Raw genomic sequence first — 16,673 nt, forward strand, 5'->3', positions numbered from 1 at the left:
GATGACTACCTTTACCCAATCAACAGCACAGGCGCTCTACGTTTTATCTGAATCCGTTAACCCTACCGTGCCCTATAGCATTGGGTTTTGGGTGAATGAAGGATCGATAGGAGATTCCCAAACCCTTTCCCTGGAAGAAACTTGGACAATAAAGACGGGAGTATATCTATTTCTCAAAGCTGTGCCAGAGGGAAATGATGCTATAGACCCTTCGGTATTGAGTGACCGTATTCGTGAATTTCTGATTACACCTTCGGTACGCAATACCCGGTTTTTGTGGATTGACAACCCAGAGGAGTTAGTCTCTCGCTGGCGATTTCATGCCCTAACCCTTTCCCCCACAGATACTGTAGAGCGACTGACCTTTTTTAATTTCCGCAACTATGAATTAGCGATCGCTAATGGTGTAACTTGTCAGTTGAACGCAACCAAAGACGGATTTCTGTTTGCCCTCGATCCGTCTCTACACAACCTCCCTAACACTGGGACTGAATCACTGGACACTGAATCACCGAAAAGTGACCCCTTTTATTTGTCCACAGGTTATGGTGCTCATCAACTCAAAGGGATTGAAGTCAATGAGGCAGGGGAAGCTCTGGCATTACCCTTTAGTGGAGAGTTGGCCGGTTGCCTGACCTTTGCCCTGACCTTGCAAAACCAATCTCCTGGCACAGCCTCCTTTGAGGAACTGGTCTATCTGGATGTGACCCTGCGGATGTTTTTCAAATCCGCAAACTCCTTACTAGACGCCACTGACCCCTTGTCTGGTTTTGCAGGATTGAATAGCGACCAGGAATTCCTGATTTCTAGCCACCGATATCCCTTTCTGGGGGAAGATAGCGATGCTGCCTCCCATTATTCTGAGCAAGGGGATGGTAGCCAAAATCTGACTTTATATAGCGCCCTAGATCCCCTCCAACCGTTGAATGGCGATCGCACTTACTTTGCCTTTGTAGAGCCAGGAAACTCGAACATTTCGGATTTATCCTTGCCTTCTTGTTATCGCACTAATTTGGGATATTCCATCCATGTCACTCCCCATGGTCATGGGGACAGTCGGCTAATCTTTGCAGAGCGTCCAGGGCAGAATTATAGCATCTTTGGTTCACCTTTGTATCTAGTCCCCCAAGGGAAATATACTCTCTCGGTTCCCAATTACGAGAGTACCCCTATCCCCAGTGGTAAGGACTTTTCGATACGAGATGAAGATAACTTCTTGTGTGGATTAGCGGGGATTGAATACATTCAACTGTCGAGTCAACAGGTTAATATTCTGCATCTGGAAGCTGGAAAACCGACCTTTGCGCCGGATTTCGTTCCGGAGCAAATTGTAGAAACCAATGAAGCTGGGCAGCGTCTAGAATCGGAAACAACTACAGCTTGGGGATATATTGAATATGAGCAAGTAACGAATTTACCGGTCTATTTTTCCCAACCCAAGCAGTCCTTGCTGTATCGAGCATCAACGTTTCAGGATGGAAACCAAGACCCAACTGATGACCCCCTCACGTTTTTGGAGGTTCCCGTTACAGGACTGCCCAGGGGAGAGTATTTACCCTTGTTTCCCTATGGAGGCGTAAGTGGAACCCTGGCTCACTATCAGCAAATGGAGGAACAAATCCTCAATCCCCAGCGCCGCAAACAAATTAAAATTATTGCTGAAACAGACACTACTCAACTTAGCGGTGAACCTCAAGGAATACTAGGGGGGATAGGGACATCTAGTCCCCAAGCATTCAGTGCCTTGAGTAGATCAGCTACCCCTGAAGCTCAGGCCATGACAGCTGCTGCTGCTACTACCTCAACAACGGAAACCATCACTGGTACAACTTCCCTGGGATTGTTGGCAACCTATTCCTCTGATTACCAAACCCTCAATAGTCTATTACTGGCGAAGGATACCGACAATGAGGATGTGAGTTTGCAGGACCTAGAACGGGGTTCATCCCTCCGTTCAGCTTTCCAGTCCAGTCAGATGTTCCTGGTGATCACTGACCCGACTTCTCTAAAAACCTTTGATACCAATGAATCTCCTCAAGTTATCAAAGAGCATTTTCAGAATAACCAACTGACCATTCAAGGGTGGACTTTTGATCTCAATCCAGACAATTGGCGACAGGGCACAGGGGATACGGATACGGTCTTACTGTTTAAATTCCTAGATAAGCCCCTGATTGATATTCTCAAGGATACCGCCCTGTGGGAACAACCGGAGGTATTTGTCGGGACGGCAACTGATGCTGATGAACGGGTCAAGGAAATTAAAGCAGTGCGCGATCGCTTAGTGACATTCTTTGAAAATGCGATCGCAACGGCAGAGGACCCCAATGCTGCTGAAAAAGACCGGGATAATGCTGCCCCTCTAGCCCGGGTTGGCAGCAGCACTTTTTGGTCAGGGATGATTGCTTTAAATGTTAAGCTGCCAGCTGGGACAGGACTGCCTCAAGACTTGAAAGCCCTAGAATGTGGCATACAAGACCAGGATAACTTCTACGCTCAGTATGTCGGGAGTAATGGCACCCCGATTTTGCCCCAAAATGGGGAATTGGTAGCGGAACAGTCTTCTTTGTTTGGATTGCTGGACTATCAAGACAACTCCGTGCCAGAAACGGGTCCCTTGGGCTATGCCTTCCAGGTGGCCAACTTACGGGTGCAGTTCCAAAATTCACAAATTACCGCATTTTCCAGTGAGGTCAATCTTACCCTAGATAAACTCTTTGACGAAGCCACCCAATTACTCAATAGTCGTTCAGGACGGAATATCGTCATTCTCCAGGGCTTTACGGAAGAACACAATGGGGTGATTACCTATAGCTTTAGCTTTACCGGCGAGAACTATTTTGCCCTACCCGATAGTCATATTCTCAATAATGTTGACATCGTTAAGGCCACTTTTTCCACAGATCCCCCAGGCAATGATACTACACTCACCATTGGAAGATTTACCCTCTGGGGCCGTCTCAATTTCCGTGACCTAGAGACCTTTGATGGATTATCCTTTGGGTCAGATACTTCCCTGTCAGATGACGTGTTAACTGCCAGCAACCTGGTCAATCGCAGTGCCCGTGCTCTGGAAGACGATTATCAAGTAGGGATTGATACTCTCAATCAAGCATCAGCGGAGTTGCAGCAAAAACTGGATGAGCTAGCCAATAACGAACAATTCCTCCAGTTCTCAAAGCTAACCATTGTGATGAACTGCAAGCATACCAATGGTACCCAGGATATCACCTTTAGTGTCGATGCCAGCCAAATTGCCTTTGATTTGGCTCAGAGTAAAGCCCGCCCCCATAGTCTCTACAGCAAATTTCCCCTTAAGCTGACTAACTTCGTCTATCTCGACCCTGCTCAACCGGATAGCAAGCCTCAAGGGTATCTTACTGTGAAAACTCCCTTGGGCAGTGGTTCTATGCCCGACAGTGGCTTTGGTTTTAATTTCGAGTTTAATTTGGGCAGTTTGGGGGCATTGTCGGGTTCAGCTCAGTTTGTGGTTAATCTCTTGATTATCTGGGAACCGAATCAGGATGGTTCCCAGGAAAAAGCAACAACCTTTGTAGGATTGAGGCTACCGGGAATTGGTGGGGATGTGCTCGGTTTTCCTCTCCAGAGTGTACTGAAGCTGTCTTTCAAGACGGTGGAATTACTGGTTGATTCGACTAGCGCTTCTGGTACAGCTTACTTGTTGAAAATCAAGAACGTTGCTCTTAAGTTTTTTGTCCTCTCATTTCCCCCCAATGGACAAACCGAAATTGTTATCTTTGGCAATCCTGATGCCACGGATAGTAATGATGCCGTTGGCTGGTATGCTGCTTATGCTAAATAACTACAGCTATCTGGTGGCGCGTCCCCCACCAAAGGTTAATGTCCAACTATTAAAAGCAACTATAGCGTTTATTGTATGTATGAAGTACACTTATCAACCTCAAAGTCCCCCTTATTAAGGGGGATTTAGGGGGATCCCTTTGTACCTCAATGGGAAAGAGAATTGCTTTAACCAATAGGTTTAATTTAATTTAGATAAACAGGAGATACGATGGCAGAGCAGAAAATCCCCAATTATCAAGATATTAACGATATCCCAACCTTTATGGAGGAAGTCAAGACTACCTATAGCATTACTGAAGAAGTGCCCATCACCTTATCTGACAATCATCCATTATCTGATATGTGGGCAAAACCAATTACTGTTACGGAAGGTACATCACCGGATCCTTGTTATACGGCTACTGGATCAATTGATGATCAGTTTCCCTTCAATTTTGCCGAGGATTTTCCCTTTGATATTAAAGATTTTAGTTTCCTAACCAACCAAGACGTTGCTCCTGAACTAGCAATGAAGTTGAAGATTGATGTCTTCCAACCTATCCCGGAACCTGAAGATAGGAGGGGGATTAAAGTAACCGTATTTTCGGTACCCCAATCCGATGATTATCCCAATGGTGTGATTGTTAAAAAAGGGTTAACCTTCGTAGACGAAAATGGAAATCCTGTGGCTGATGATAATCTATCAACAACAAAGATTCCAGAAGAATCAGTAGTTCCCCCGGAAGCTGAAGTTAAGCTCGATCAACTATAAACCAATCGAACTTTTATAAGTTATACTTGGTAAGTAATAGTGTTTTAATTTTACTGACATTTTTTGATTTTATTAGATTGAACAAGGAGCGAAAAAATGGCAGATACTAAAGTATTTTTTGGTGTTTCTCTAGAACTGGCTGGAAAGACAATTTCCTTAGAACCTAAAAATGCTATTAATGAAATTAAAGAAAAGGGAATTGAAGTTGAACTTCCGGCAGGGGAGAGAGTCTATTTAGGGACAGTAGGTACCTCTCTTGGTAGTATTATCGGGACTCTAGGTGTCGAGGCTGATTTTATAGTGACCGCAGACGAGGCTGCCCAATCAGGTGGCACACTGAAAGAAGGAGCGATCGATCCGGATGTCTTGCCCGATATAACTGTCTTACAGAATGCTGCTAATCTCCTTCTAGAAGCAGGTTTATATGTGGATGAATTTCATGTCAGAATACCCGGTGCTGCCACAAATGGAACAGTAGCCAAAGACAAGACAGCTTACACTGTTGGACTATCAGCAGAATGGCAAGATGATGCCGGTAAATTAATTGATGGATTAGACCTCAAATTAAGGGGGATCTATTTCAAAGTTAGTAATGAAGAATAGCGATCAGCTTATGCGCTACGCGCACGCTACGCGAACAGTTATCAGCTATCAGCGGTCAGCTATCAGCTTTTGAATATTTCATCTGAATTATAGCAATTATATATCCCATAAGGTACAAATTGATCCCCCTAAATCCCCCTTAATAAGGGGGACTTTGAGGTTTATAAGCTTACCTCATAACTGCGAAAAATGCTATAAATTCTCCCAAAGTTTATTTTAAGCTGATAGCTGAATGCTGACGGCTGAATGCTGACCACTGACCACTGACTTTCGACAATTCCATTTTTGCCTAGTAATCTTTTCTGAATCGAGCCATGACTGCAATAGTGCAAAGAACAACCAGTGTTAGCTTTGGTATGATCTCCGAGCTAACCGTTGCTGGTGAAACTGTCAATTTGATCCTGGAGAAAATTGAAGACCGCAACGTAACGGTTTATCGGGGCGGTATGATTGCTGGACAGCGACTTTATGTCGTGGCGCTTTTGGAAGAACTGATTCCAGAATTAGATGCACCAGACTCGATTCAGAACTTAGCCATTACCAAAATGGCGGTGGAATTGCGACCGGATAAAGGGGCATTTTCTTTTGAGGCTGCCATTGAAAATCCCTGGTCGATTACCCTCGATTCGGGACCAACCTTATCGATCGAACAGCTTGCGCTGTCAGTGTCGTCGGTCAAATCTTCTGGTTCAACAAATGGCACTCAACAGAATACGGCAGAATCCCTCTCCCAGCAGCGAAAACTCTCATTTGAGGGGCTGTTTGAGTTATTTGGGGGCGAATTTGCGGTTAAGGTCGCCCATCAATTTTCGTCACAGGTTACCAATTCTGGGGGGAGCCAGATTGTCAGTCAGTGGGGATTTTCTGCCACTGCTCAAAATATCAGCATTACCGAAGTTATCAAAGCTTTTGGGTTTTCCCAGGATAAACTCGATGAGTATGGGTTGCGGGATTTAGTAGTTTCCTTGGCATTTGCGCTACAACAAACCCGCTATCAAGAGAATAGTACCCAAATCGTCGAATCCCGCTATACCTTCACCGGATCCATGGATTGGGATACTGGCATTGCTTTAGTGCCAGGGGAAGAAACCCTGCAAATCCAAGCGGCGATTCAAATTACTAAAAGGTCGAGTAATAAACCAGGGGGAACCTCTACGACCCTAAAAGGAGCGATCGCAGGAACGGTCAAAGCCTCTATTCCCTTTTTCGATACCTTACAACTCTCGGTTATCTATACCTTTAGCCAAACCAGTAGCACATCAGGCTCTGGTCGTTCACCCCAAGCCCTGGCTAATCGTACCGGTGAGTTAATTTTCCAACTCCAAATCAGTACCCTGTTGTTGAGCGCAGTTTACACCAATATCAATAATCGTAAACTGTTGCGGTTTAGCGTTAGTTTGATCAATGGCAACAATAATCCCACTATTGGTGACCTGATTGCCTATATTGTCAGTGTATATGACTCCAGCATTACTGACTTTGAACTCGACCCACCCTGGGATGAATTTGCTAAACAAGAGATAGCGCTAGATAAGTTTAGTCTGGAGATAGACCTAACTAATAAATCCATCACCATTTCCTACAAGGCTACCTTGAATGTCTTGATTGCTAAGGTATCCAATGTGGGACTGTCTTACCAGTTTGGGACTAAGTCATCTCAGGTCAGTACCCAACAAAATAATGCTAGAACAGCATCCAATAAAAAAATAGCGATCGCAGTAGACTTAAGTATTCCTGGACAACCCAAAAAGCGAGTTCAGTGGGACCCAGTCAATGAAAATCCCCCAGAAGTGCCCAGCACTAAAGCCCCGATCTTCGAGCTGAAGTTCCTGGCTTTGGGACAACGGGTTGCCTTCGCACCAGAAATTGTGCAACAAGCTCGTACTATTGAGCAATTCACCACGGTGATGCGCCAAACCTTGGTACCCCTTCCTCCCATTAAACGGCGGCAAAATCCCCTCACAGCTCTGCAACAGTCGTTACCTTCGGCAGTAAGTTCTGACCCCACTCAACCGATTCAATTTTCAGGTCAGCCCATTCAGTTTAGTGCAGAGAGTGGGTGGTTAATTGGTGCCCAATTTGTGATTTTGGGTGCCATTGAGATCAGTGTAATTTTCAACGATCCCTTTATCTACGGGCTGCGCATTAGCTTGTCGGGACCCCCAGTACAGAGTTTTGCTGGATTTGAATTTGAAATCCTCTATCGCCGCATTAGTGACACTGTCGGGGTCTATCGCAGTGAGCTGGTTTTACCGGACACCATGCGGTATATCGACTTTGGCGCTGTTCATATTACCCTGCCAGTGGTTGCCATTGAAATCTATACCAATGGAGACTTTGGTATCGATGTGGGCTTCCCTTGGGGTGGTGACTTTTCCAGATCCATTGCCGTTAATGTGGGCATCTTTTTAGGATTAGGGGGCTTCTATTTCAATAAACTGAGTGCAGAAACAGCTACCAGTGTTCCCGACATTGTTAGTGGCACCTTTGACCCGGTATTAGAATTTGGCATTGGCTTACAGGTCGGGTTGGGGAAAATTATCAAGAAAGGTCCTCTGCGCGCGGAATTCAGCATTACCATCCATGGCCTTTTGCAAGGGGTGTTTGCTACCTATAATCCCACCGATACTAATCAGAAAAAGGCCACCTATTACCGGATTCAGGGTGGTGTAGCCATTGTTGGTCGGATCTATGGTGTCGTGGACTTTAAAGTGATTCAGGTTGATATAGAAGTCCTGGTTAAAGTTGCGGTGCTGTTTGTGGTGGAGGTATACAAAGCTATTCAGGTGGCTCTGGTGGCTAAGGTTTCTGTCAGAGCATCGATCAAGATTGCCTTTGTCCGGATCAGATTTAAGTTTAACTTGACCGTGCGGGAGCAATTTGTCCTCGGTTCAGATAGCACACCACCCTGGCAACTCGCTGCTGGATCTGGAGGAGCCATGGCAGCCACTGTTCCGGTATTTACTGCCCGTGCTCAAACCGTGCGTCCCCCTCGAATCAAAAAAAATGGTAGGGCTAATCGCTTTGCTTTTGCTAAAGCCCAGACCATTAGTAGCACAGGAACAGTTACAAATGTAACTACTACAAATACTACTACTACAAATGGCACTACCCAAACATCTGGTGGACGGTCATTGCGATGGGATGATGGCACAACGGGAATTCAGCTAGCACTCCCCGGAGACGTGCGCACGGAAACTGTAAAAGACGACAAGCTTCGCCTCGATATTTATTTTCAACCGTCCTTTACTAAGACCGAAACAGATACTAAGACCGAAACAGAAGTAAGTGGTATCGGGTTATTGTTTATGGAAAACTCGATTCCTCTAGATGATAACTCTACCAATGATAATGATACGGACTTTGATGAGTTAGTTAAAGCCCTATTTAAATGGGTGATTTATGCCTATTTATCAGATAGTGAGCGTAATGCTTTAAATATCAACACAAGTTCTGTCAATGTTGATGCTCAAGTCTTAACCTTGGAATTGTTAGAAGATGTTTATACCCTATTCGTTAACTACTTAGAGGAAGAACCTGCGGATGAGTTTTGGGAACCGCTAATTCGATTCTTGTCTAGGAATTTTATATTTGATATCACCGACCGCCCCATCGATAATACGGAAATTAGTGGTACCATTTTCCCGATGTTTCCTCAACTTCAGATGGAACTAAAGGATGGTGCTGATGAGAATGATCCCAATAAGCAGCCCAATATCGTTGATTTTGATAGTACGAAATATTCTCCCGCTCAAATCAAGGCGATTCAAAATTATTTTCAATCCTCCAACTATAACCATAACCAGAGCACAGAAGAAGTGCTGGGACAAATACCGACCAACGATGCATCCGCAGATTTAGCGATCGCTGAACTCCTATTTATTGACTACTTCACCTTAATTATTCGTTCTGCGGTGCAGCTTGGCATCGATCATGTTAGGGATAAAAAAGATGGGGTTGATGCCAATGGCACGATTACTCTGATTGACTTACTCAATCATTTCAATGGTGGTGAGTCGTTCCAATCCTTAGCGGGAATGACCTCACGATTCTTGTTGCATGGATTGCGAATACCCACCTTTACAGATAACACTACAACCGTTAATGGAGAACAACAAGCTGCTTATATTGCTACAGGACAACAACAAGCTGCTTATATTGCTACAGGACAACAATTTACTGTCACAGTCACGCGCACTCCTCCCGCAACAGACGGGGATAGTGAGACGGTAACGATTACCCCCAATGAAATTCGGTTATTTAAACCGGTTCCGGTTATGTTGACTTGGATTCGACTAATTGATTATCAAAGTCAGACCAGTGATAGTGAAACTAGTCAGACCAGTGATAGTGAAACGTTAACCTCTGAACTCAATTACCCTTTCCCGGATAGTGATCCTCCCTACAACACCATTACGCTTATTAAGCAGCTTGATGAGGCAGAAACCAGTGGAATTTTACCCACAACTCCTCCAACACTGCTGGAGTTTTACAATCCCACTAAGCAGCAATACACTATTCGCCAAAAAACCTACTGGAATGAATCTATCAATGGCGCTAATAATCTGCTGTGGGAACTTCCTTCCGGTTTATGTGATTATCTCAAGTCTAAGTCTGACCAGACAAGCTTAACCCTTCTCTACAATCAGCAGCCAGTTCAAGATGGGGAAACTTTAAATACTGCGGAGATTGACCCAGGATATACTTGGGCAACTAAATTAACATTGGAAATCCGCCAAGTCTCGACCTCAGATGGGAGCGGATTTTTGCCCACCGTATACGCTATTGAACGGATTGAAACCGCTAGTCGGCAATTGCTGCAAGATATTCTGACAGCAAACGTAACTCCTACAACCTTGACCTTGTTGTATTTGGATGACAGTGGTGACTCGAAAGTTCTGACCCGTAATGGAACTGCTGAAGTCTTGATGCTGAAGACGAATTTATCCCTAGATTCTGGGGATAACCGTACTGTGACACTAGACTTGTCTACGACTTTCCTACCATTCCTAAGACTGGTACAGGAAAGCACTGTTGTAAATAGTGAAGGCTATTACCTCAACTATAGCTATACAGAAAATGATGAACAAAAGGGCTTACCAGATTCTCTGTTTGCTGATGGGGACACGACTCAGGTCACTCTGTTAATGACCTTTAGCAACACTGCCGCTAGCTATCACAACTGCCTTAATATTCCATCTGGTCATCCCCAGATTAGTACACTCAATGGTGTCAGCGAAATTTTTGCCACCAGTAGTGAAACCATTGATGTGTTAAGGATTCCGGCGGGAAATCTTGGTTTTAGACTGACCCGTGACTCCATTGAACCTGTAGACAATAATACTGCTACCGATGAGATTCAAAACCTCTATCAGCTTTTAAGTTATCAGCTGCCCAGTACAATTGAAGCTGACTTTGAAACCGGGCAAGACCGTCTACCGATCGGACCTATTGAAGAAGATGAGGATAATACAAAATGGGTCTATGAAAAAGTCTTGCCGGTTTATGCTTTAACTACCGCCGCCGACACAGAATCCCAAGCATTACCGGAAATTCTCAAGGATACCCTCAATCCCTATTACGGCATTGGAGATACCTTTAAGTTGGATTTTCGCTGGCAAGATATCTATGGCAATCGTTTAGGAAGCGATGGGAACTTTGCGGAAGGTATTAGCCAAAAATTAGGTTATTTTGACCCGATTTTCGGCATCAATCAATGGCCCTCGGTGGGTGAAAGCTATCAGATCACCAGCAAGGATGATAAGACTGCTAATTTGATTCTGGAGTTGGTGTTAGACCAATCTAAATATATTCCCACTCCTGGGAATCTTTTCACTGAGACACTGGATCAGATTAAAACTGACCGCGCTACTTATCAACAAATTTACTATCAGGTTCATGACTCGAACTTAACCTTTACGGTGAGTACATCGGTGATTCCCAGCAGTGACCAGGAGTTGACTGATGCCCAGCGTGCCGCCTTCACGGACTTTGTGGATAATGTCTATAAGTATTTGGTCACGTTGGAATATCTGCAGCAATTTACCTATACAGTGGCTGCTAACAGTGAAAACCTGGAATCCGTTGCTAATCAATATGGATGTGATATTGGAGATTTAGGAGATAGTAATAGTGCAGTTAGTGGTATTTTCTGTCCTCAAAATATTCAGATTCCTGTAGGTATTCGGGTTGAGCCAACCAACAGCTTAAATGCGATCGCAACCAAGCTCAACAAAGATTACGGCACTGAAAGTGCCAAAGTTGAGGAAATTGTCACTAAATATGCAAAAACGGCGGATTTATTAGCGGTTGGTGGGATTATTTCTTACACGGATAGCGCTAATCATTTCGTAAGCTATACCGTTCAAGATGGGGATACCTTCGAGTCAATTGCGATCGCACAACTCGCCCTAGAGGAAGACCACCTGATCGAAATCCTGCTACAAACCATTGCTCAAGGGTTAGATACGACCCAAACCTTAACCAATGGTGTCCTGATCAAGGGTCTAGAAGCACCCCACGTCAACAATTACGTTACCCTAAATGCCACCCTAGAGGAAATTGCCTATGGGGTATTGCAGCTGGAAAATGCTGACCTGGATCTGGAGTTTGACCAGATCCTGACTGACCGTATCAATGAGATTATTGCAGAGAATGAATCGACGGTATTGCTGGCAGGGGTTACGGTTTCAGCCTTGGATAGCACAACCCAGGATGGCGAAACTTTGGGCAATCTTCGAGACCGTCTGTTAGCAGCATCCCAGGATGTGGTTGAGGCCATTCGTGATCTGGAAATTTTCCCCACGGACACAACATTAACGGTCACGGTGACCAAGAAAGATGAAGCTTCACCAACTCCGTTTAATGTAGACATCAAGATTATTACTGACAAGACCTGGAGTGCGATCGCTACGGCATTCCCCAATACCTCTAGGATAGAAACTGTTGAAACGGTGATTCTTGCCAATGCCCAACGCCAGGATTTACTGGCAGGTTCCACAATCACAATACCTGATATTAGCCTTGATTACACCATCCAGGCTCAGGATAGTCTATATCACATTGCCCTTAACCAGTTTGTCGCCACTACTGATGCTCGCTCCCTCGATGTGCTGAAATCGGGCATTGTTGCTGAAGTGGGTGCCCTGGAGTATACCATTGCTGAGGCAATTCTGCCCGAACAGAACACCCTTGCTTACCTAACTCAGCAACTTCATCTACAAACCAACCGTCATCGCACGGTGTTGGAAACGGTACAAGGGGTGGGCAATATCAGTGACATTCTGACTGAGTCTGCGATCGCTAGTCAATTAGCTGTGGTTGCTGGTGCTGTCAGCGATATGACTGGGTTATTTGGTACGGAGGATGTAATCCTGGCTGACGTGCTGTTTAACTACACTGTCACCAGTGGGGATAGCTTTGACCAAATGATTGCTATTGCTGCTGCCCATGATAGTCAAATTATTACCGATCAAACCACAGCAGGGGATATTGCCCTTCAAAATCCCACTTTAGCGTTACAGTCCGGGGCAACCCTCTACATTCCGGATCGCTTTACCCTGGATACCTCTTCTGCACAGAACGCTGACTCTCTAGCAGTGGTACAATCCACAGCTCAAACAACATCCCTGAGTACGTTAACCAGTACCATGGGAACGGAAATTACTGCAGCAGCAGTAGCGATCGCTAACCAAACCCTGGCAGGACTGTTGAGTGGCAATACTGCTATCGATGTCCGTCCGGTTTTGGCATCCCTGACTAAGATTAGTTACAACAGTGACGATACGGTAAATAGCGACTTAGAACGGTTAGCGGCTTTCATCGATAGTCAAACTATCCAGACCGGAACCGATGAAACCTTCTACACCCTCACCTCTCGATGGGCGCTAACCCTGGTTAATTTCAAAAATACTATTGATGCCGAAGCCAGTCAAGCCCAGCAAAGCATTGGGGCGGTGAATGCTATTTATGAGCAACTGGACAACTTAGAAGGGGCAAATCGCATTGCGTTACGGGCCTTACTTGATCCCAATGATAGTGAATCTTCCTTGAGTATCTTGAAAGCAACACTGCTGGATGCTGAAGGAAACCTTAAATCCCAATTCGAGCCATCAACGGTTTATACTCAACCTGAAACCTTGGATGTGCCGGATGCGATCGCTGACATTGAAGAGAACCGTAATAATGATCAGCTATTGAGCGAAACCTTACAGACATCATTGGAGATTATTCATCGCATGTATGACCTCAGTTGTCTGAAAACAGCGGTGGATCTGTTAGAAAAGCGTTCGCAACGCCCCCTGACTGTAGCAGAAGTAGGACAAGCGCTCCAAAATGAATCGGGTCTAATTGAGCCCTTACAGAATTGGATTGTTCCCCCAGCAGTAGCTAGCACAACGGTTGATCTCACTATCCGGGATAACAATAATAGTCTTCTGTATCCCACGGAGTTACTATTCTCGGTCACCGTACAGCTGGAAATGCGACGCAACAACGATTTGATGCATCCAGGCTTTGTGCCTGAAGCTGAGGTAGTATCAGCCTATTTTGCTCCCAAAACCGTTGTGCTGACCAGCTCCTCCGATGATGAAAATGCTGAGTTTAGCCAACGCCTGGCCTCCCTTGACCCCTTTGCCAAGGCTTTTGAGCAAGCACTACCTAACTTAAAGCTAGCAGTGGGGCGGAATGCTGGGAATATTGATAATGCTAATCCTCAAAACAGCGATACCCTGTGGGCAGTTCATCTGGGGGATACGGGGATTAGTTACGATATCAAAGAGGATTTCCCCTACTTCTTTTCTGCTGCGCCTTTGAGCAATACCTTAATGTCAGGGGAAGTAAGCCTTTACAGCTACACCCAAGATGGTGGACTTGACCAAACCTCAACAGAAACTGTGCGAGTGGATGCGGTAGACCTGAATGGTTTAGCCCGTAAGTATTTACGTGCTATTGAAGATATCCTGAAACCGGAAACAGCTATTCCTGCAGTGAATGATACCACCTTAAAGGGTGAGCTTGGGCGGATTTTAGATGTCAAAGCAAGTTTGGCAGATTCGATTAGTAACAATGTGACCCATGTATTGGATACTTCTGTGGATACAAATTCCTCAGAGTATACTACTCGCCAAACCTTAGCAGTGGCAGCACTCCAAAAGGAATTGCTGACAAATTTAGCGGATGCTTACGACATTGAAACCATTGTTCAATATAACGTGGATGTAGCGATCGCTAATGGCTATCAATGGTCTGGTCAAGATATTCCTCGTTTATCTGGGCAACCAGTGATGAGCGGGGCTTATTACACCAATCTTGAAAGTACACCCAACTCCACTAGTTCTGACGCAGAAAAGCAAACTCTGCTTCAATCGATAGATTTCACCTTATCTCCAGCTAAAATTTCCCTGAGCGATGCCAACAATGGTAAGTCTACGCTGACCTTTTTCTTCAATACCCAAACGCCTCAGCGTTACGAAGATATTGCAGTTAATCTGAACTATCAGGTTAATGAGTTGGAATACAATATTAATACTACTAATTCCACCTCCTCTTGGCTCAATTTTATTCAACCTCTCAACGATGATCCTAATCAAATTGGAGATGTTCAAATTCCCATTCCTTTGCGAGATTTTCCCCTTCCTCCTTCTCTGATTTCCCATACAGCAATTCCTGACCCCGACAGTTTTGCTGGTGATATTCTCAGTGCTGAGGATATTCGAGACTGGAATTATGTTTTCCTCTATGAACATCCCGATGTGGCTCAAGATACCATTGAATGCCGGATTGAATACAATGGTTCCTCTAAATTAACGATTAATGATGTCTCTTTGAAGGAAGGCGGAAAAGCAGTTTTCACTATTACCTTATCTCCTCCCTCTGAACAGACTGTTACTGTTTATTATCAAACCCAGGATGGCACTGCGAAAGCACCGGGAGATTACACGGCAATTCCCAAAACTCTGCTGGAATTTGATCCAGGTGAAACCAGCAAAGAAATTGAGGTTACAGTCAACAGCGATGATGTTGTTGAAAATAATGAAACCTTTACCCTTGTGCTGAGTAATGCAGTTAATGCAGAGATTGCGGACCCAGTGGGTGTTGGCACAATTATTGATACGACTAATACTATTGATCCACTGTTAGATACCCTGGTGCGCTTTAACAATCTATATCCAACCCTAGCCAGTGATCTGAAAGCTTTGGAAACCGGGTTAACCGATGACAACCAGACTACGGTTACCTCTGCCCTCAGTGCCTTTGCGACTCTAGCAGAAGACGTGGCTAGGTCATGGCAAATTTGGCAACCGATTGCGATCGCACAGGCATCTCGCCAGACAGTTCACTACAATATTGATGAAAACCTATCCGCTGACCAAGAAACCAAAACAGTTATCATCACTCCCACTAACAATCTTCCCGTTGCTGATCAACAAGTCTTAGACATTGAGTTACCAGGGTATGAGTTAAATGATACCAGGCAAAACGATGTCACCACTAACTCCCCCACAGTACCTTATACAACAATTGAGTATGATTTCACCAAATTGCTTGATGCAACTGGGGTAGAAACCTTTGGGGAGTCAGCATTACCGGATCGTAAGGTGACTGTAACTAATTTGGATGTGTTGGACTATCAAAATGCCTGGGGTGCTATCCGTCTCGCCCGCAATAAGAATTTGATTGATGGCAGGGAAACCAATGCTGCTTTCATCTTCCAGACTCCTGAAGTAAGGTTTAAGAATCGGATTACTCCTCTAATTGTTAATGATAAGCGTTGGGATATTGCAGACCTGGGCGATTCCAGAAGTAAAACTTTGACACAGCATCTCGAAGAGTTATTCAAAGTCTTGCTGCCAGCTATCATTAACCGTCCTTATGATATTCGGATTAGCTGTCAGTATGCCTTTGCTTTAGCTAGCAACACTAATGACGAAGAATTGTTAGCTTCCTTACCTGTTTTACTAACTCCTCGATTTACGGTTCAAAAGTCTGGGGATTCCACCGATATGTTAGCAGTGACTCAACAACTGCGAACAAATATTGTCGGAGAAATTGACAATTGGCAGGATCAGAAAAACCCCAATCAAACCAGGGGACGATATCTGTTTAGTTTTAGTTTCTTTTCCAATCCAGAAAATGTGAGTAGTACGGAGAATCCTAATTTGCCTCTGTTAACGGTGGAAAACTTGAATCTTTTGCTGACAGATATTATTGAGGGATAGTTATAGCAATTATTATAGTGATGAGGACAAAGCGATCCCCCTAAATCCCCCTTAAAAAGGGGGACTTTGAGGTTAAAAAGCGTACCTCATAACTCCAAGAAACGCTATAGTTATAGCAATTCTCAGGAGGAGTGAGCGATATTGCTGGGTGCCTCTCAGTGTCTTGATGCAGTCGCTCATGGGGGGAACCACGGCAGTCGCTCATGGGGGAGACCACGGCAGTCGCTCATGGGGGAAACCCCCAAGACCGCGCTGCCTCCCCAAGACCGCGCTGC

4 protein-coding genes are annotated in these 16,673 nt (G+C 44.8%); all 4 read left to right on the forward strand.

What is annotated here, in order from left to right:
- Position 1: 1 nt before the first annotated feature.
- The 4 genes from BJP37_RS10125 to BJP37_RS10140 all read left to right on the forward strand — a co-directional run bounded on the left by BJP37_RS10125 (position 2) and on the right by BJP37_RS10140 (position 16,398).
- A complete protein-coding gene (locus tag BJP37_RS10125; protein WP_075898496.1) occupies positions 2–3,823 on the forward strand; it encodes a hypothetical protein in 3,822 nt (1,273 codons plus the stop codon).
- A gap of 210 nt (positions 3,824–4,033) precedes the next feature.
- A complete protein-coding gene (locus BJP37_RS10130) occupies positions 4,034–4,576 on the forward strand; it encodes a hypothetical protein (protein ID WP_075898499.1) in 543 nt (180 codons plus the stop codon).
- Between the two features lie 96 nt (positions 4,577–4,672).
- Positions 4,673–5,179: a hypothetical protein gene (locus BJP37_RS10135; protein WP_075898501.1), complete on the forward strand. Its 507-nt coding sequence runs from the start codon at positions 4,673–4,675 to the stop codon at positions 5,177–5,179.
- 314 nt (positions 5,180–5,493) lie between these two features.
- Positions 5,494–16,398 (forward strand): Calx-beta domain-containing protein, encoded by a 10,905-nt coding sequence (locus BJP37_RS10140; RefSeq protein WP_075898504.1) that lies wholly within the window; start codon positions 5,494–5,496, stop codon positions 16,396–16,398.
- The last annotated feature ends 275 nt before the right edge of the window (positions 16,399–16,673 follow it).

Origin of the sequence: Moorena bouillonii PNG (assembly GCF_001942495.1) — a bacterium.
GTDB classification, from domain to species: Bacteria; Cyanobacteriota; Cyanobacteriia; order Cyanobacteriales; family Coleofasciculaceae; genus Moorena; species Moorena bouillonii.

Excerpts from the sequence above, each read along its gene's own strand:
- BJP37_RS10140 (WP_075898504.1), top strand. The coding sequence starts at position 5,494 with ATGACTGCAATAGTGCAAAGAACAACCAGTGTTAGCTTTGGTATGATC.
- BJP37_RS10125 (WP_075898496.1), top strand. The coding sequence starts at position 2 with ATGACTACCTTTACCCAATCAACAGCACAGGCGCTCTACGTTTTATCT.
- BJP37_RS10130 (WP_075898499.1), top strand. The coding sequence starts at position 4,034 with ATGGCAGAGCAGAAAATCCCCAATTATCAAGATATTAACGATATCCCA.
- BJP37_RS10135 (WP_075898501.1), top strand. The coding sequence starts at position 4,673 with ATGGCAGATACTAAAGTATTTTTTGGTGTTTCTCTAGAACTGGCTGGA.